Origin of the sequence: Mastigocoleus testarum BC008, assembly GCF_001456025.1 — a bacterium.
GTDB lineage: Bacteria > Cyanobacteriota > Cyanobacteriia > Cyanobacteriales > Nostocaceae > Mastigocoleus > Mastigocoleus testarum.
Map to the genome: position 1 here is coordinate 1 of NZ_LMTZ01000108.1, position 19,917 is coordinate 19,917.

17 protein-coding genes are annotated in these 19,917 nt (G+C 35.1%); 10 read left to right on the forward strand and 7 right to left on the reverse strand.

The window, feature by feature from the left end; translation table 11 throughout:
* Positions 1-159: 159 nt before the first annotated feature.
* From BC008_RS26430 to BC008_RS26455, 6 genes are all read right to left on the reverse strand, one after another.
* Positions 160-612 (reverse strand): HEAT repeat domain-containing protein, encoded by a 453-nt coding sequence (locus BC008_RS26430; protein ID WP_153009497.1) that lies wholly within the window; start codon positions 610-612, stop codon positions 160-162.
* Between the two features lie 7 nt (positions 613-619).
* The gene (locus BC008_RS26435; protein WP_153009498.1) at positions 620-1,168 is read right to left on the reverse strand and encodes a hypothetical protein; all 549 of its coding nucleotides are present in this window, start codon (positions 1,166-1,168) and stop codon (positions 620-622) included.
* Between the two features lie 376 nt (positions 1,169-1,544).
* On the reverse strand, positions 1,545-1,727 hold the full coding sequence (locus BC008_RS26440; RefSeq protein ID WP_027846915.1) for a hypothetical protein: 183 nt from the start codon (positions 1,725-1,727) through the stop codon (positions 1,545-1,547).
* Between the two features lie 154 nt (positions 1,728-1,881).
* Entirely contained in the window at positions 1,882-2,253 is a 372-nt protein-coding gene (locus BC008_RS26445) for a hypothetical protein (protein ID WP_027846914.1), read from the reverse strand.
* Between the two features lie 185 nt (positions 2,254-2,438).
* Entirely contained in the window at positions 2,439-2,729 is a 291-nt protein-coding gene (locus BC008_RS26450) for a hypothetical protein (protein WP_058182949.1), read from the reverse strand.
* A gap of 358 nt (positions 2,730-3,087) precedes the next feature.
* Complete coding sequence (locus tag BC008_RS26455) at positions 3,088-5,331, reverse strand: heavy metal translocating P-type ATPase (RefSeq protein WP_027846157.1); 2,244 nt, start codon at positions 5,329-5,331, stop codon at positions 3,088-3,090.
* Between the two features lie 786 nt (positions 5,332-6,117).
* On the opposite strand from BC008_RS26455, the gene BC008_RS26460 reads away from it, so the two are divergent.
* From BC008_RS26460 to BC008_RS26490, 7 genes are all read left to right on the forward strand, one after another.
* Positions 6,118-6,324 (forward strand): hypothetical protein, encoded by a 207-nt coding sequence (locus BC008_RS26460; protein WP_027846158.1) that lies wholly within the window; start codon positions 6,118-6,120, stop codon positions 6,322-6,324.
* Positions 6,325-7,229: 905 nt separating this feature from the next.
* A complete protein-coding gene (locus BC008_RS26465) occupies positions 7,230-9,020 on the forward strand; it encodes an SLC13 family permease (RefSeq protein ID WP_027846159.1) in 1,791 nt (596 codons plus the stop codon).
* 343 nt (positions 9,021-9,363) lie between these two features.
* Positions 9,364-10,539, forward strand: coding sequence for a sulfate adenylyltransferase (gene sat, locus BC008_RS26470; protein ID WP_027845814.1), 1,176 nt, complete (start codon positions 9,364-9,366; stop codon positions 10,537-10,539).
* A gap of 89 nt (positions 10,540-10,628) precedes the next feature.
* Positions 10,629-11,384, forward strand: a complete 756-nt coding sequence (locus BC008_RS26475) for a phosphoadenylyl-sulfate reductase (protein WP_027845815.1) — start codon at positions 10,629-10,631, stop codon at positions 11,382-11,384.
* 170 nt (positions 11,385-11,554) lie between these two features.
* Complete coding sequence (locus BC008_RS26480) at positions 11,555-11,893, forward strand: hypothetical protein (RefSeq protein WP_027845816.1); 339 nt, start codon at positions 11,555-11,557, stop codon at positions 11,891-11,893.
* A 118-nt stretch (positions 11,894-12,011) separates the two neighbouring features.
* Entirely contained in the window at positions 12,012-13,046 is a 1,035-nt protein-coding gene (locus BC008_RS26485; protein ID WP_027845817.1) for a YeiH family protein, read from the forward strand.
* 89 nt (positions 13,047-13,135) lie between these two features.
* Positions 13,136-13,708: a DUF302 domain-containing protein gene (locus BC008_RS26490; RefSeq protein WP_058182950.1), complete on the forward strand. Its 573-nt coding sequence runs from the start codon at positions 13,136-13,138 to the stop codon at positions 13,706-13,708.
* Positions 13,709-14,329: 621 nt separating this feature from the next.
* Here BC008_RS26490 and BC008_RS26495 read toward each other — a convergent pair.
* Entirely contained in the window at positions 14,330-14,947 is a 618-nt protein-coding gene (locus BC008_RS26495) for a TetR/AcrR family transcriptional regulator (protein ID WP_082650448.1), read from the reverse strand.
* Positions 14,948-15,108: 161 nt separating this feature from the next.
* On the opposite strand from BC008_RS26495, the gene BC008_RS26500 reads away from it, so the two are divergent.
* The 3 genes from BC008_RS26500 (at position 15,109) to BC008_RS26510 (ending at position 19,540) form a co-directional block, all read left to right on the forward strand.
* On the forward strand, positions 15,109-16,773 hold the full coding sequence (locus BC008_RS26500) for an ATP-binding protein (RefSeq protein ID WP_082650449.1): 1,665 nt from the start codon (positions 15,109-15,111) through the stop codon (positions 16,771-16,773).
* Between the two features lie 138 nt (positions 16,774-16,911).
* Positions 16,912-17,598, forward strand: a complete 687-nt coding sequence (locus tag BC008_RS26505; RefSeq protein ID WP_027845821.1) for a response regulator transcription factor — start codon at positions 16,912-16,914, stop codon at positions 17,596-17,598.
* A gap of 934 nt (positions 17,599-18,532) precedes the next feature.
* Entirely contained in the window at positions 18,533-19,540 is a 1,008-nt protein-coding gene (locus tag BC008_RS26510; protein WP_027846271.1) for an iron ABC transporter substrate-binding protein, read from the forward strand.
* The last annotated feature ends 377 nt before the right edge of the window (positions 19,541-19,917 follow it).

Genomic DNA, 19,917 nt, shown 5'->3' on the forward strand with positions numbered 1-19,917 from the left:
AAGCAATTAACGTGAGAAATAAAAATTTTTTCCAACTCTGGAATTATTTCAATCATATCCTTACTTTCCAATTCTAAGTCTTCAATAAAACTTTTTTCTTCTCCAATATTTTTATCATCTAAGATACTCTACCTAACTTCAACCTACCGACTTTTATCATTATTCTTCATCTTCAAATAATTCATACAAATCTCTTAATATTTCGGCTTTATCACCTGATGAATTCTTCATACATTCTGCTATTTTTTGTTTACATTGCAGCCAAATATCCTCGTCAATTTCCCCTTCAATCTCCTCAATAGCTATAAAAGCTTGTCTGCTAACTTCAAACCCACCAGTTACAACTAAGTCAACTAAAAGTGGCAGATAATCTCCAAGATAAGGGCTAAATTCTGATAGCACATAAATTAATGTCCCTCGGTGATTGATTGTTTTGGGAGCTACAAGCAATTGTGCAATTACAGGTATTGCTCTTTTATCTTTAAAATCTAAAAGTGCAAGCGCAACCTCATTTCTAATTCTATGATTTTCTGTTGTTTTAAGAAGATTTCTTAAGTATGGGACGACCCATTCAGAATGTGATTCAAGCAACTTTTTAATAGCAGGAATCATAGCTATACTAAGAAATATCGATATCACGAAATTCCCAAAATATATCTTTTTCTTCAGGAGTCGGATCGGGTAGATGATAAAACTCGCTATTTTCTGTCGAAATATATTCTTTGTACCCAGAGTGTTCCACAATATATTCCTGACCGGGTATTACATGAGAAATCGGTAGCCAAATGCTTCCCTCGATTGCAGGATTTTTTCCTCGAAATCCAATTGTTAAAAAAGGTAAAGTCAAGTTTGACTCATTTCTAACTAGTATTCTTACATCTCCATCATTGCTAAATCCAATTTTTCGCCATTTTATCTTTTTTCTTGCTTCAACTATTTCAAGTTCTTTATCATTAAATGAATAAGGATTATTTTTTATTCTGTCCCATTCCAAATCTGTATAAAAATTGCGAGCATCTTCACATCTTTTCACGATCCAGTTATAAAAACTATCAGCTATTTTTTCAAGATTACATTCTTCATCATCTCCAAGAACTGGTAATTCGCTTTTGGGTGACGTGCAAGTAGATTTGAAGAAAGCTCGTGAATCATCAAAGTGTCCAACCATGAGGAGCTTTTCACCATTTGGAAAAGTTATTTCTTCAGGGGGACAAAGTACACCTACTTCATAGTAGCTTCTTTTCTTATAAAGTTTGACGCTTCCAAATTTCGAAACAAATTCCAAATATGAATCAGGAAGGTACGGATATTTTTTTTGCAGAGCACGCAACTCGTCGTCTTCCAAACCTGAACCTAAGGAATGAATTGTTTTAACTTTATATATTAAATACTTCTTCCTCTAGCCATTCGTACACAGATATTACCTCCATACTTAACTACTGATAATTTTCCAAGGTAGATAAATCATATTTAACAGATAAGACTCACCTAAACAGTACGATATTGCACAAATTGCTTACACAGGATTTGAATGGACTGAAATATCAATCAGTAAATACAGAAAAATCATCCAAGTGGTTTGCTACACCTTCTAGAAGTTTTCCAATCTTTGCGACGTCAGCTTTTTCTCCCTTTTTGAGTATTTTTACTACTCCTTTGAGAGCAGAACCCAATGCTGGAACGAAACCGATACCATTCAGAGAAGGAAATTGTGTTGCGATCTTCATTTAGTAGATCTGAGTCCCAGAGTTGATTCATGTACCTATTCAAGGAATATTGCACTTAATTATCAATATTGTTGAGAATATTGCATTCTTATTGATTCTTGCGTTTACCCTATCAAGAAAGATTTAAAAAAACTGGTTCGGGAGAAGGCTAATTCTAAAATTCTCGATGTCTTATTATGTGTTGTTTTTCCTTTTCTACTCCTTGAGAGTTTTCTTCAAAAAATTCAAAACTATACTTAAGATTATTAGCTTCTAAAGTAGCTGCTATTTTTTCTAGTAGACTCTGTACCTTATCTAAACCACCTTGATGTAAACCACTAACTAGATAATCATAATTGCCCTGCGTATATTCTTTTGTTTTAGCAATATCATCTTGAATAAAAATATCGAAATCAGCATCTTCTATATATAATTCACTCATGTTCTCAAGACTATAATCGCAGTTTTGAAAAAGTTGTTTAAAAATACTATCCAACTGATTCATATTTGTATTGGCAATTATTCCACACATGTGCACATCAGCCATATTTACTTCACCTCCAAAAATGGTTTGAGGTCAAAATCGCCTCCTTTTGTCATAATGGAAATCGCTTCAACATTAAGTTCTCCATATTTCATACTTATATTTTTTCTCGCTGCTTTAAGTGGTTTGAGAATATCAGATTTTGAGCTAATAATTTAGACTTATCCTGTTGTGATTTTTCTGGAGTGTTAGCTTGCTTGGGCGATAAGTTCTGCACCATCTGTGGGTTCTAAAGCATCGGACTTGAGACTTACATCCCCTTGTTCTTTTAAATTTTCTTGCTCGCTCTCAAGTGGACTTTCCTTAGAACGACTGTTCAAAACAGATTTCAAAAAAACTGGTTCAGGAATTTCTTCAGGAATTTCTACAGGAATCTGCTGCTCTGGTGGAGTAAAGCCACGGGATGAGAATAAAGAAGACTTGGGTTTTGAACTATTCCCCCATGTTGACGACTTTCGTCTGACGAATTCTCCATCCACTTTTTTACTCCCACCAAATAAATTCCTGTTCTAACATACAGTAATTCTGTTGGTATTAAGCATGAAGTTGCTTGCAAGTAAATGTGAATTTTGTTGAAAGGCTCGTAATTTGTAATTGTACTTAAGCGATCGCACCCTAGCTTTGAATCGTTTCCAGAATCTGATGCTGAGTCTCATCTAAAACTAGATAGATAAATGAGAAATTTATAAATAGGGCTGTTAAAGTCGAACCGGAAACTATTAAAGGCATTATCAATTTTTAAAATTTGATATTCCATAAATGAGGCATGATATCAGCGAAATCATCACAGTAATGAATGATGGTACTAATCGACTGTTTAGAACTCACTAATAATAATTAAACTTTAAATAGGCGCATTCCATTAAAAGTAACCAACAAGGAACTTCCCGTATCAGCTAAAACTGCAACCGCTAAACCCACAAAACCAAAACTTCCTAATAGCAAAAATAAAGCTTTCGTAATTAAAGAGAAAATAATATTTTGCTGGATAACTGAAACAGTCTTACGACTCAAACTAATTGCATAAGCAAGTCGTCTCAAATCATCTGCGACTAAAACTACATCTGCTGTCTCTAGTGCAATATCCGTACGACCTATCGCAAAACTTATGTCTGCAGATGCTAAAGCAGGAGCATCATTAATCCCATCTCCTACCATTCCTACAATTCCCTGTTCTTGTAATCTTTGTATTTCTAGAAGTTTATCTTTCGGTAGTAATTCGGCTCGATAGTCAAAAATTCCTAGTTGTTCTACCATCTGTTGAGCAACAGATTTAGAATCTCCCGTTAGTATCACTACTTCTTTTGGTCCTGCTGTCTCAATTAACCTTACTGCTTCCCTTGCTTCCAAGCGCAAACCATCTGCTAAAGTAATGATGCCAATTAAGCCTCCCTTTGTCCCAACTAATACAGGAGTTTGACCGAGGTTGCTAATTTCAGCAAGAAGCGAACTCACCTCGGGAGGAATATTGGTAAATAAGCGACGATTACCCACCATGTAAAATTCTTGGTTGAGATGGGGTAACAAATGGTTTTTACCTAAAAGAGAAGCAACTTGAGGATCTTGAACGCCACAATCTAATTTATCGCTCAATTTTGCTTGAATACCTTTCCCTGGTATCGCAACAAATTCATGGGGTGTTTGCAAAGTTAATCCTTGTTTTTTGGCTTCAGCAATAATTGCTTTAGCTAGGGGATGTTCCGATCTCTGTTCTAAACTTGCAGCAATTTGCAGTATTGAGCTTCTTTCTTGTTCTCCCAAACTATAAATGTTTAGTACTTTTGGTAAACCTTCTGTCAGAGTACCAGTTTTGTCAAAAGCGAGAATATCAATTTTTCCTGCGGTTTCTAAACTGTTACCACCTTTAAATAAAATTCCTTTACGAGTAGCAGCACCAATAGCACTAACAATAGAAACAGGAGTAGAAATAACTAAAGCACAAGGACAAGCAATCACTAACAGTACTAAGGCATGATAAATCCAAACCTTCATATCCTGGGAAAAAAACACAGTAGGGATAATTGCGATCGCTATAGCTAAAAGAATTACTAATGGTGTATAAATTGAGGCGAATTTGTCCACCCATTGTTGACTTCTGGCGCGACTTCCTTGAGCTTCTTCAACCAAATGAATAATCCGTGCCATGGTGGTTTCATTTGATTTACGAGTGGTCTTAACTTCTAAGTATCCGGTTTGGTTCAAAGTTCCACCAAACACATCATCACCAGCTTCTTTATCTACTGGAACTGATTCTCCTGTAATTGGGGATTGATCGACAGCACTAATTCCGTAAATAACCTTACCATCAAGAGCAATTCTTTGACCCGGACGAACCGTAATAATTTCACCGACCTCAATACTGGAAATGGGAACATTTACTTCTTCATCACCACGTTTAATTGTTGCTATCGGTGGTGTTAAGTCCATTAAATCCCTAATTGCGTTGCGAGTACGTCCCAAGGTGAAGCTTTGTAGTGTTGTTCCTAAAGAAAATAGAAACACTACCATTGCTCCTTCCAAGAAATCCCCCAGCAAGCAAGCACCAACTCCAGAAATCATCATTAGTAGGTTGATATCAGCTCGACGGGATTTGAGTGAAATCAAACCTGCACGGGCGATCGGGAATCCCGCTAAAACTATTCCTATGCAGTAAAAGCTGGTTTGGATCCATGCAGATAACCCCATACTATGGGCAATAAATCCTAGGACTAAACCTGTTCCCGACAAAATCACCCTTTGTCCTCGGCGGGTTGTAAGCCAAAACTTCCAGGGACTAGACAGTGAATCTATTTTACTTTTTTGATTTTTTATCTTGGCTGATTCAGTTGTAGATGGAGAATTTTCTTTGCGAAAAATTGATTCAATTTGGTAACCCAAGGCTTCTACACGGCGAAAAATATCTTTTTGGGTAATTTTTTCTGGGTTGTAGGTCATATTAAGCTTACCGTTACCAAAATTGAGAGCAACCTCATTTACACCTGTTAGTTGATGTAAATTTGACTGAACTGTTTGAGCACAACTAGGACAATCCATCCCATGAACTCGTGCTTCTATAGCCTCAATCTTTGAAGCTTGCTGCATATAAATAAATTCTCCAGTTGAATCCAATAATACTTGCTTAATAGCCAAACCTAAACCGAAAACCCGATCAAAAATTACTTGGATACAGCGTTAGCATCACAAAATTTTAACGCGAATACAGAAAAATATTAATATCATTAATTACTCATATCATTCAATCGGTGAGATAACATTCAAAATAACAAGTGATAAAAACGATTATCATGTCGAATGCATTTAATGTTGTCAAAAATACATTATCTACTATGGAATTAACGGAGAGTTCAGATTTTTAAATTAAAATTTATTTTGAGGGTGAACACTGTATTTAAATTAGTATTCTAAGTTTTTTATTTATATATAGTTTTTTGATTTTCGATTTTTGGTTTTTGGTACTGAGAGTGCTACAAAAGAATAAATTTAGACAATATGATTCCAGTCAAGAAAGGATTTAATCTATTAAGCAGTTTCCAAAAAATCGCCACGCCAGTATAATCACTCGAAGTGATGAGCCGTTAGTCATATTCGTTTATTTTTATTGCTAAAGTAGATTTGCTAGAACCAGCACAACCCATCATAATAGCCACTCTCTTTGTCGGCTGGTACTTCATTTAATAGGTGATTGACAGTAGTTGATTCTTAGGTCTTTTTGAAGATTTTCGTAAGGTATTTCGGGGTTAAAGTTTTTCGGAATTAAAATGTAAGTTATAAAGTAGCTCAATATCAAAGCTATAAGTTTCTATAATATCTACTTTCTAGTCGAATAACACTTGCAGTTGACTAATATTTCATCCCTGGAGAAAACATATGCAATCTGAAGATAAATTTGCTTTACTAATCATTGGTCTTCCCATCGCAGGGTTACTCTATTCTGGATTAGGAATAGCTTTAATGGTAAATAGCTCTACCGTAAGACATTATCCTTTAATTTCTGGAGGAATCTTTGTTCTAATTCCGTTTCTTACTGCTGTATTTCTTTGGACTCGAGCTTCTGCTAAAGCCTACAAAAAATAGAGTTTTTGTTTTCCTGCACTGTCAATTATCGTAGTGTTTTCATATAGCACTACGTACAGTTGCATTGCAAAAATAGGATTAAAATATTGAAAGTATAAAATTCCTTATTTAAAATTTATTTTTTAAGCAGCAATTCCAAACAAATAATTAATAAATTTTATTTGACCCAAGATATTTCTTTTTTTAATTCCCTTCACCTTACAGCAGCCACTATACCTGCATCACAATTACAACTCACTCAAGGTTACATCACTATCTCTAATTCTTGTCACACAACCTTTTTATATATAGTAATCCTGATTGAAATGTGAGAAAACACATAAAGAATAAAGACGTATGTACAAGGGTTTCAGCGATTTTATTTTTCATGAATGATTTCGGATTGCTATATCTATTTTGCAACGTTAAAGCGTCGCCACTTCAGTGGTGAAAAATATACTTTTTTTTGGTAATCGCGCGTATCAATATATACTTTTGTCTTGGTAAAAATTTATTGTTCCTCTTTCTAAAATAACGAACCTTTTCAGTAAACCCTAATTATGGGATTTTACTAATCAACTTCTCAGGAAAATCTCATTTATTTATCAAGTATTTCTCAGATTACTAAGCCAAATTAAAGACAATTAAACTTTTTAAGAAAATAACTCAAAGAAAATTAATGCGTCATGTTACTTCTGTTTTTGGTAAAAATATTTTCGCAGCTTACTAATAAACCACAGGTGGTTTAGAACATTCTAAATATTTTATACGGAGATAAGTCGCATCATCTGAGATGTGCTTTTAGTCCTATAGTTCACATATTCGCTATAGATTTAATACATATGACTCTTACAATATTTGATTGTCATGAGACTTTTTAGTGAAATAACTAATACCTAATAAAAGCACTGTAAGACAGCAAGCACATGACAATACTCCTTACACTCGCCATTGTTGTCTTGGCATTAATTTTATTTGTTGCGGAATGGTTACCATCAGACATCGTTGCTATTATTACTACACTACTTCTAACAATTTTTGGTTTAGTAACCCCTGAAGAAAGTATAAGTGGTTTCAGCAACTCTGCTACTATTACTGTGATGGCAATGTTTATTCTTAGTGCTGGAATCGGACGCACCGGAGCCATTCAAATTGTTAGCGAACTCTTACTAAGGTGGGGTGGTAAACGTCCCAGTCAACAAATTTTTACTTTGGGGCTGATAGTGGGTCCAACAACAGCATTTATTAACAATACTGCCGTTGTTGCCGTATTCTTACCTATTGTTGAAGAATGGTGTAGAAGACAAAGGATTTCAGTCTCTAAGTTATTAATTCCGTTATCATTTGCTGCTATTTTGGGTGGTATGATCACGGCGATCGGAACTTCTACGAATGTTTTAGCGAGTGGTTTAGCTCAGCAACTAGGATATAGATCGTTCAACTTATTCGAGTTTACTAAGTTGGGGTTAGTCACATTTACTGTTGGTCTGATTTATTTAGCCCTTGTAGCACCTCGACTATTACCAAACCGTAAAAAACATACTGATGAGATTTTCAACCAAAAACAGGGTATAAAGGATTATGTTAGTGAAATTTTAATCCCACCTGGTTCTAGTTTAGTGGGAGAAACCTTAAATTCCAGTATTCTCAAACATAAACTTGATGTAGATGTATTAGAAATTATTGCCGATGATACCCATCTCAGTCAGCCTTTAGAAAATAAAAAACTACAAGCCTGTTCAGTACTTTTAGTTAGGAGTAGTCGAGAAGATTTACTGAAGATTAAAGATGAAGAGGGTATAGAAATTCTGCCCGAATTTATCCGAAATAAAAAGTTTTTACAGACACAACTGACCTCGGAAGATGAAGGTATAGCAGAAATTCTAATTACTTCTAATTCCAACCTTATTGGTTCGACTGTTAAAGAAATTAATTTTCGTCAACGCTATAACGTTACAGTATTAGCAGTCCATCGTGGAGAAGAAACTACTCGAGAGCGTCTCACCCAAATCCGATTAAAGTTTGGTGATGTCCTCTTGGTACAAGGTCCAAAACCAAGTCTTTTGGGTTTGCAAATCAATCGAAACTTATTGGTTCTGACCCAGCGAAATTTGGAAACACTCAGACGTGATAAAGCCTCCATAGCAATTGGTATTGGTTTAGGAGTTGTTGTTGTAGCCGCATTTAATTGGTTACCTATTCTTATTAGTTCTCTGGTTGGTGTGGTATTGATGGTTTTAACAGGTTGTCTCAAACCCAGAGAAATATATGATGCAGTACGTTGGGACATTATCTTTCTGCTTGCTGGGTTAATACCCTTGGGTATCGCAATGGATCGCTCTGGTGCGACCCAATGGTTAGCGAATAATCTAGTTGCAATTGGGGGAAATCTTTCGGGTTACTGGATACTGACATTTTTCTTTATCATTACTTCTATCCTCACGGAAATGATTTCCAATAACGCCGCAGTAGTTTTAATGTTACCCATTGCAGCTAATGTTGCAGAAAAACTAAGCTTCAATCCTTTTGCTTTTATGCTCGCTGTTGTTTTTGCAGCATCTAACAGCTTTATCACACCAATTGGTTATCAAACCAACACAATGGTTTACGGAGCAGGTGGATATAAATTTACTGATTTCATGCGTGTTGGAACCCCACTAAACCTATTAATGACAGTAGTTGTACCACCATTGATTATCTTCTTCTACGGTTTGTAAAAGGGTTTGCGATATCGTAACTCTTGATTTGAATTCTTGACTCATATTTTCTATTCAAATTCTGCACTTGCACAAATCTATGTTCTATCAAACAATTTTCAATTTAATTAATCGTTCTCCTCCTGTTTTGATTCCTTCACATACGGTTAACTTAATCTCTAGAAGAGATTAGACCAAATCCAATTTTTAAAACCCCTTTATATTTTTTGGGATTTCCCCCCATACTTCCCACACCTCCCACACTTCCCTCTCTCATTCTTAAAAGGGGTAATTAGCCCGGACTTAGTATTAAACCTCTCACCTCTCAGTTAAAATTTTTGAACTCAATAGTAGGAGTAATAACATGTCTCAAATCGAAGCTTTAATTCAACCCCACGGTGGTAAGCTTATTAATTGCCGCTTGCAAGGAGAAGCAAGAGAAGAAACTCTGTCGAGAGCAAAAAAATTACCAATTCTTACCCTCTCTACACGCAATCTTGCTGACCTAGAGTGTATCGCTACAGGAGTTTATAGCCCTTTAAATGGCTTTGTTGAAGAAGAGGAATATAATTCCATTGTTAAAGATATGCGCTTAAGTAATGGTTTAGCATGGAGTATTCCTGTTACTTTGCAAATTCCTGAATCTGTAGCAGATAAATACAAATTAAATTCTGAAATTGCTTTAGCTCATCCCAATGGAGATATACTTGCAGTGATGAATGTTACTAGCAAGTTCAAGCCCGACCAAAATTTTGAAGCACGGCAAATTTATCGGACTAATGACAATGCACATCCCGGCGTACGAGCTATGTTCAAGGAAGGGGAAATTTACCTTGGAGGTCCAATTCAACTAATCCAAGCAATTCCTCAGATGGATTTTCTAAATTATCGTCTTATTCCAGAAGACACTAGAGCAGAGTTTGCAAAACGTGAATGGAATAGTGTCGTAGCATTTCAAACTAGAAATCCTATCCACCGCGCCCATGAATACATCACCAAAATTGCTCTAGAGGTTGTTGATGGATTGTTCATTAATCCCTTGGTCGGTCAAACAAAATCTGATGACATTCCAGCTCGGGTACGGATGCAATGTTATCAGGTTCTAATGGAAAAATATTATCCACAAAACCGCGTATTCTTGGGTGTATTCCCCGCAGCTATGCGCTATGCAGGACCTAGAGAAGCAATTATGCACGCGATCGCTCGTCAGAACTACGGTTGTACCCACTTTATCATTGGACGCGACCATGCAGGAGTTGGTGACTACTATGGTACTTACGATGCACAGCACATATTTGATGAATTTACCCAAGATGAATTAAATATTACTCCTTTAAAATTTGAACATGCTTTCTATTGCACTCGTACCCAGTCAATGGCTACAGCCAAAACCAGTCCTAGCACAAAGGGAGAAAGGATACACCTATCTGGAACAAAAGTACGGGAAATGTTGAGAAATGGTCAAACCCCACCACCAGAATTTTCTCGTCCAGAGGTTGCAGAAATTTTAGTTTCTTCAATGAAGCTAGCCACAGTTTAATTTTACTCGCCCATGTATGGGGTGCATCTCAATACCTGTAGGTAAGAAATCAAACAACAAAATCTATTCCTAAAAAAGAGAGGAGAATCATGAGTTTAGCTGATACTATTTCTATCATCGAATCAGACATTACCCAATTACAATCCGAATACTCACAGAAAAGTCCTCAAGATATTCTTGCATTTGCTCTCAAGCAGTTCGATAACATTACTATTTCCTTTAGCGGTGCAGAAGATGTAGTGTTGATAGATATGGCATCAAAAATCAAAAGAGATATTCAAGTATTCTCAATTGATACGGGTCGTTTACATCCCGAAACCTACCGATTTATTGATCGAGTTAGAAAACAATATCGAATAAAGATAGATGTAATTTCCCCTAATACTGCGGAAGTTGAAGCATTAGTTAAAGAAAAGGGATTATTTAGTTTTTATGAGGACGGTCACAAAGAATGTTGTGCAATTCGGAAAGTTAAGCCACTACGTCGTAAACTTGCAACCATCGATGCTTGGATTACTGGACAGCGTAAAGACCAAAACCCTGCAACCAGAAATAGTGTTCCGGTAATTCAAGTAGATACTGCTTTCTCTACAGAGGAGAAGACATTAATTAAATTCAATCCCCTTGCAAATTGGACTTCTGCTCAAGTGTGGGAATATATCCGGAAAAATAACGTTCCCTACAATAAACTACACAATCAAGGTTTTATTAGTATTGGTTGCGAACCTTGTACCAGAGCAGTTTTACCCAATCAACACGAGCGTCTCGGTCGTTGGTGGTGGGAAGAAGCTGCTGATAAGGAGTGTGGTTTCCACGAAATAAATTTGACTCAAAATAATGCTTAGCTTGCTTCAAGAGACTACCAATCAAACAATAAATAAATAACTTTTAGAGACGTAGCACTGCTATGTCTCTACAAAGGAATCTGATTCCTAATTGTAATTATAAGTATTTCAAATTCATCTCGATTTATCTCAAATTCATCTCCAAACTACTTCAAAAGTATCTCAAAATTATGGTTATTAAATTAGTTCAAAAAATTAAATTAGATGGTAATCCCTGTCGTAAATCTGCAAAAATTTTAAACAGCCTGCATGAATTAAATTTAATAGACAAAATAGATGCAATTATCTCAGCAGATGAGCGTAATCCACATAATAATGAAGGATTTATTTTAGCTAGTCAATATCAAGTATCATCTGCACCTTTTTTTATTGTTGAGAATGATGAAGGCGAACCAAAGATTTATACCGCATATTATCGCTTCATGAAAGATATTTTCAATATCTCAATTCCTGAGAAGGAAGAAATCTCAGAAATTATGGCTCAAAATCCAGAGTTAGATTATATCTAAGCTTAATTGAGACGTTAAATAATATATTGACTCGAATAATATATTAAGTCTCTATATATTTAAAGCAAAAAAATATCCAAATTGAAATGATTAATAGCATTTACTTATAACCTTCATAATGGATAATCCACCTCAAAAGTTTCAAGTCAAATTAACCAAAATATTTCCAATTTCTAGCATAATACCAGGTTTATTATTAACTGGTGGAATTGCTATTCTTGCAGAATCTCTAAAAAAACTACCATCACTTTCACTATTTAGTTCCCTAATCGTAGCAATCCTGTTAGGAATTATAGTTAAAAATACAATTGGAGTTCCTCAAATTTTTCGTCCGGGAATTACCTTTTCTTTAAAACGTATTTTGCGATTGGCTATTATTCTCCTAGGATTGCGATTAAGTTTACCTCAAATACTTGCAGTTGGCCCCATTGGTTTAGTAATTGTTGTAGCAACCTTAGTCAGCACATTTGTTTTTACTTGTTGGTTTGGGAGACAAATTGGAGTCAATCCAAAACTAACAAAATTAATTGCTGCGGGTACTTCTATTTGCGGTGCTTCTGCTATAGTAGCCACAAATGGTGTAGTAGAAAGTAAAGATAAAGATGCGGCTTATGCTGTGGCAATAGTAACAATTTTCGGTACTATTTCCATGTTAGTTTATCCTTTATTATCTGGTTTACTTCAAGTCACACCCGAACAATTTGGAATTTGGTGTGGTGTTTCCATTCATGAAACAGCTCAGGTAATTGCAGCAGCATTTCAAGGTGGACAAACTAGTGGTGAGCTAGCAACTGTTGCTAAATTATCGAGAGTTATATTTTTAGCTCCAGTTGTTTTAACGTTGGGAATTTTATCACCACCTGCAAATAATTCATCAAAAGAAGGTAAGTCGAGAAAATTACCGATACCTTGGTTTGTATTTGGATTTATTGCTCTAATGCTACTCAATAGTGCAAATATATTTCCTGATAGCTTCAAAAAATCAGTGACTGAATTTAACCACTTACTACTAACAATTTCAATGGCGGGAATGGGTTTGAAAACTAGCATTATTGATATTAAACAAAGCGGCTTAAAACCTCTTTATCTAGGTGCTATTTCATGGTTATTTATTTCTATTCTCAGTTTTGGTATGATTGAGGCTTTTTATTAATCTAGTGTAACGTTTTCTGAGCTAAGATTGCTTTAAATTCAAGGTAAAATTATCATCCCACCTTATTTTTTAATTATTGGAGGTTTGCAATGAAGAAAATTTTATGGAGTATTGCTGCATTGGGCTTATTGGTTCTTCCTGCTTATGCTACTCAAGGGATTAGAGAAAATTCAAAAAATGAAATAGCTAGGAATAATAAAGCTACTCAAGAAATTCGGGAAAATACTAATAAAAATGAGATAGCCAGAACTCATAGACATGGTGCAAGAAGAGATGGAATTGTAAGATTCAAGAGTAATTATAGTGTAGAAGAAACAGTCAAACGCTTTCAATCCATCGCCAAAGAACAGGGTTTAAATATTGTTACCACAGTTAATCATCAAGCTGGAGCCGAATCTGTTGGTTTAGAATTAAGACCAACTCAAGTAATCATATTTGGTAATCCTCGTGCTGGTACTCCACTGATGCAGTGCAATCAAACTGCAGGAATCGATCTACCACAAAAAGCACTTATTTGGGAAGACGAACAAGGACAAGTATGGCTTGGTTACAACAGTCCAAGATATTTATTTATTCGTCACAGATTGAGAGGTTGCGGTGAAGAAGCATTAGAAAGAATCGGTAATGCTTTAAAAATGTTAGCCCAGAGAGTAACCCAGTAATATTGTGTTCGCTTAGTTACTTTTCATTAAGTACGCAGGGGGAAGAGAGGAGGGTGCAGATTGAGAGAGGATTTCCAGTTTTTTACACATGTGCAGGAATCATAAATAATTTACCGAACATGATATAAAAACTGTAGAATCTCTACAAATACGCAGGATACAATTTGCATGTCTGCTCAATAAACTTCCCTTTGATAATGTTTTGATGAAATAATATTAGGTAATAGGGAACTGGAAATAGAGAATAGGGAAAAAATATACGAATTTCATCTTTTTGCATGGATAATTTCTGCACTGTAATCATGTAGATTATTTTTATCCTAGATTAGGATGACATAGCTTATACGAATGATTTATTGTTGTTATTTATACGAAAATATAACTTCCTAAGTTTCCCAACAATGTGATGTTTTGAAGGTTTTGTTACCTCCAAATTATAAACTAACACCACCATCCAACGCTTTTAAAACACTTAAGAGAAACGCGCTTACACTATGGGGTGGAAAAATTATCCCATAATTCTTTAAAACTTTTATTAAAATGTCATCCAAGTAGACAAATATGTCTACTAAAATTAGACTAAATAATTGAACGATACCAAATAATTAAGCTAAATTATTATTATTCTGCATTCATAAAAGCAACTAAAGTCTCACGAGCGTATTCTGCTCCTTCGGGATTACCTTCAATACTTGCCATTAAAATTGAACCACTAACTAAAAGTAAATACTGTTGAGAAAAAACTTCAGGTTTAGGAATACCAGCTTCGAGAGCAAGTTTAAAAATGTAAGTTCGCATTGATTGTCTGACAGTCGCGCAAATTTGCTTCACAGAATGGGAAGTATTTGCAAGCTCCACAGCGGCTTTAATAAAAGGACATCCCTTAAAATCAGGACTTACATACCATTCACGTAAAACATCAAAGCTTGTTAATATTTTTTCTCTAGGACTACTCGCTCTTTGGTCAAGAGTTTCTTCAAACCATTTCAGCCATCGTTTGGCTTGAAAGCGCATCACTTCGATAATCAATTCGTCTTTTGATGGAAAATATCGATAAAATGTGCGTCTAGCAACATCTGAATTTGCAATTACCTCATTGATACTAACTTGATTGAAGCCTTTGCACTCAAACAATTCCGCTGCTGCAATCAAAATTTTATCCCGTGGCTCCCGTTTTTTCAGAGAACCCAGCGAAATGGAATGATTCTGTTGATATTCATAATTATTGTCACCACTCATAAATCAATCATGTAGACTGTGGTGTCTACTTTGTAGTATCTTAAAATGCAGCCTTATGTATTTATCAAACTAAGGCTTCCGAGATTTAACCGTATATAAAGTGTTTCATTTTTGTCTGTATTTGACAATAGTCTACAGAATTAAGAACCAGGGAGCGAGGGATGATAAAAGAAAAGCGGCTTGAAATCGGATTGTTTGTCATGCGTTTAAGCCTTGGAATCTTGTTTTTAGCTTTAGTGATGCAAAAATTTATACTAACTAAAGCAACACAAGGTATGTTAGAAGGATTTCATTCTTTTGAGTTATCGATCGCTGCATGTTATCTACTATATTTTGTTGCAGTGATTTTGATATTAATCTTCCTTGCTGGTTTATATAAAACATTTTCTTACGGTACTTTGTTAGGTATGCAGTTAGTATCAGTTATTTCTATGCACAGGGAAATGTTCGATCCTAACAAGCATCATTATGTTTTATCTTGGGAAAGTATTCCAGTAATAGGAGCTTTGACTGCATTATTTTTATTGCGGGATAAAGATTATTTTTTAACTTTCCAGCAGATAGCAAACAATAAACTAGATTCATTAAATAATAATTCTTGGAAGTACCAACAAAGAACTTTAGAAATTTTGTCATCTCTGAGTCATCGTACGGGTGACTTGAAAGTCTATTTAAAAGAGATTGCAAAAGGAGTTAGTGAATTAATTAGTGTTGATTCTTCTGCAATTACTATTTGTCAACAAGGTTTTGGTCAGTTATTAGCTAGTAATATCGAACATCATGAGGATAAGAGAACTCATTCGCTACACGGTCAATTAACTGGTACTGTTGTTAATACTGGTCAATCCTTGGTCGTTGAAGATACAGAAAATTGTACCGAATATGGTGAAGCTCCACCAGGATGTCGTGCATATTTGGGAATACCTTTACGTACACCTCAAGGGGAAGTAATAGGTACAATTTGTTCTTTTCATCAAAAACCTCGTAATTTTTCTACTCTAGAAATCGAGATTGTTGAACTCTTTGCAGAACGAGCTGCAACAGCAATTGATAATCACTATCTTTATCAACAACAAAGACAATTTAATCAATTTTTGGAAAAAGAAGTAAATCTCAAAACAGAAGAGTTACAAGCCACTCAAACTAAACTTATTGAACGGGAAAATTTGGCTGCGATCGGTGAATTTGCAGCTTCGATTGTTCACGAAATTCGTAATCCCCTTTCCACAATAAATTTAGTTTTAGAGTATTTTAGTAAATCTGATTTATCTGAACAGCTGAGAAAGCGGTTAAATTTGGCATTAGATGAGGCAAAGCGTTTAGAAAAATTATTAAAAGAGATATTACTTTATGCAAAGCCACAAATCTTAGATATTTCAGAAATTAATATTAATAAATGTATTCAAAAAGTATTAGAATTACAGCGAAATTTGCCAGATACAATCAATAAAAGCATTGAATTTGAGTATGGGAACGTCGAAGTCAGCATACAGGGTGATGAAGATAAAATTAAACAAGTATTAATTAATATTATACAGAATGCTTGCGAAGCAGTAGTCTCTGGAGAAAAAGTTAAATTACAAGTAAACATTAACCCAAGATTGCAAGAAGTTTGCATTCAAGTTCGCAATGGTGGAGAACCTATACCACCCCACATATTACCATTGTTGACTCAACCATTCTTTTCCACAAAATCTTCTGGGACTGGATTAGGACTTGCAATTACTAAAAGGATTATAGAAGCACATAACGGAGAATTGTCTATCGAATCTAATGCTGAGGAAGGGACTTTAGTAACAGTAAGATTACCGCTATTTTTAGCATAAAAGTATCAATTAATTATCAAAAATATTTTAAATAGCCTGTTTTGATTTATTGTTTAATTTTATTTATTTGATTTTGGTTGTTTGATTTTGTAAATTAAACCAGCAAATAGAGATATTTGAAAATGTGGAGATTAGGTTGTGAGCGAACATATCCTTCTGGTTGAAGATGAAGTCAATCTCGCTGAATTTTTAGAAATGGAGTTAACTTCTGAAGGTTATATCGTCAGTGTTGCTCATGATGGGGTAACAGGATTAATGTTAGCACGAAAATCAAATCCAGATTTAGCAATTTTAGATTGGATGCTCCCCAGCTTAACTGGGTTAGAACTTTGTCGTCGTTTGCGAGCAACAAAAACTAAAATTCCGATTATTTTACTCACAGCTAAACATGAAGTAAGTTCTCGGGTTATGGGTTTGGATGCAGGAGCTGATGACTATCTCATAAAACCTTTCAAACTTGAAGAACTTTTGGCGAGAATTCGCGCTCATTTACGTCGAAGCGTAGAAAAAGATAAACGTCATTTATTAATATTTGAAGATTTAATTTTGAACCGTAAAACTCATGAAGTGTTTCGCGGTAATCGAGCAATAGAATTAACTGTAAAAGAGTTTGACTTACTAGAATATTTGATGAGCAACCCCCATCAAATATTTACTAGAAACCAAATTTTAGAACAAGTTTGGGGTTACGACTTTGTTGCTGATTCCAATGTGATTGAGGTATATGTACGTTATCTGCGTCTTAAACTTGAAAAAAATGATGAGAAACGTCTAATCCATACAGTTAGGGGCATAGGATATGTATTAGATGTCTCCAAGCATTGAGAACATCAGTCTGATGGGATTTTATTCGCAAAAAATTCTTCCTTATCTTCACGTAATATGAAGCACAATTTGTGAGAAGCCATTTTTGCTGCAATATAGCTCTCTAACACCCACACTACCATTGAAGTGAGATCCGATACTCTAAGTAAGTAGGCGAGAAAAAAGTAAACTATGTAAATAAATATAAAATATCTGTATTTGGCTTGTAATAGCGCTTTAGCGCTAAAGTGCTACTACAAACAAGTTATTATTTTCTTACTAACACACTTAAATCTATTAGGTACGAATTGAGAAAATTTATGCCCAATTCCCTGAATTTGATATGTCTCCAAAAATTGGATTATCTAGGTAGATTATTTACAAAGTCGATTTGTGCACACAACTAATATCTAGTTGATAGTGATTGCAAAAATCTGACTACTGCTGTTGCAAAAAATTTTAAGTGAATTTATGAAACATAATCCATAAAAGAGCACTGGGAACAACACCACAATCTTTGTTAATCAAAATTAGCAACCTAGTCAACACTATGTAAACAAAAATTAATAATATGTGATAATAGTTACATGAAAATCAAGTCTACTTGTTATATATTTATTCTTGTTGATAATAGTTGTCGTTAAACCATTGTTTAAATCAGATTACTAAATCAGATGCTACGTATACAGCAAGTAGGCGCAATGTAATTGCGTTGAACTTGAAACTAAATCTCAAATATGAAATCTCTAAGATAAAATCTCGAAAACTTCGGGGTATCTGGAGTAACGATGACCGGGAGTGACAGTATATATATCTTGTTTGGGATTATCAAAGGTGACTAATTAACTGGGACATTGGCTAGAGTTAAGAATTTGCGCGTGTGAAGATCCTGCATGTAAAATCTCTACAAATTGACCGGATAAGGCTAATTGTTTTACTGGAGATGTAGCTAATTATGCGAAAGTTTTTTTTGTTGGGGTTAGTGACTGTTGTCACCGGAGTTGGTATATGGGGATGTTCGCAAGGTGTTAATGAGAATTCAAAAACTCTCGTTGTTTATTCTGGTAGAAACAAAAAGCTGGTTGGTCCTTTAATTGAACAAGCGAAAGAGGATTTAAATCTAAATATTGAAGTACGTTACGGTAAAACCTCTCAACTGGCGATCGCACTTTTAGAAGAAGGTGATAATAGTCGTGCAGATGTCTTTTTTGGACAGGATGCTGGTGCTTTAGGGGCTTTGGAAAAAAACCAAAAAACTCTACCAATCGAGTCGAAAATACTAGAGCAAGTAGATTCTCGTTTTCGTTCGCCGGAAGGAAATTGGTTAGGGGTTTCTGGAAGAGCTCGTACTGTTGATTACAATACTAAATTGGTCAAAGAAAGTGATTTACCAAAATCGATTTGGGACTTAACTCAACCCAAATGGCGTGGTAAAGTTGCTTGGGCACCTACTAATGGTTCTTTTCAATCATTTGTAACTGCAATGCGGGCAATTGAAGGTGAAGAAAAAACATTAGAATGGCTTAAAGCGATGAAAGCCAATGATGTGAAAAAGTATGGCAATAATGTAGCAATTGTTAAAGCTTTGGGAAGAGGTGAAGTTCATTTGGGGTTGGTCAATCACTATTATTTACCCCGCTTCAAGAAAGAAAATCCTGATTTTCCGGTAGCTCACCACTATACCAATAAAGATGCAGGTGCAATGGTGAACGTTGCTGGGGTAGCAATGATGAAGACTACCGACCAAAAGGAAGATGTGCAAAAATTTATCAACTATATGGTTAGTTCAAAAGCACAAAACTACTTTGCTTCCAAAACCAATGAGTATCCTTTAAGTGAAGGAGTAGACGCACCTACTTTGCAAGTATCCCTCAAAGAACTTGACCCTCCAGAGATTGATTTGACTAAATTATCTAGTTTAGAAGAAACTTTGAAGCTGCTACAAAAAGCTGGAGTTGTTTAATTGGGTAATTAGTGATGTATTATAATGACAATTATATTCATTAGAATATCTAATGTTTATAGGGTGTGTTAAGCATAAGTTTTAACGCAAATCTTCTTGGTAAGCCTCTTTATAGGGGCAAGTGAAAAATGATGGTTTTGCATAATTAGTTGTTTAATTTTTGTGATTCCTTTATTTGTCTGACCCCTGTAAAGTTTAAGGCAATTTTTGCACAGTAAACTTGCTGTGATGGAAAATTGTGCGCCTATTTAGATGATGACTTTTTTGAACTCCTGAATTCTATTTGTATCCGAAATTGATTTACCGTCGAGTCCAATACAAGCCTGATGAACAAAGGGAAATTTACCCGAAAAATATATCAATTAAGTATTGGAATC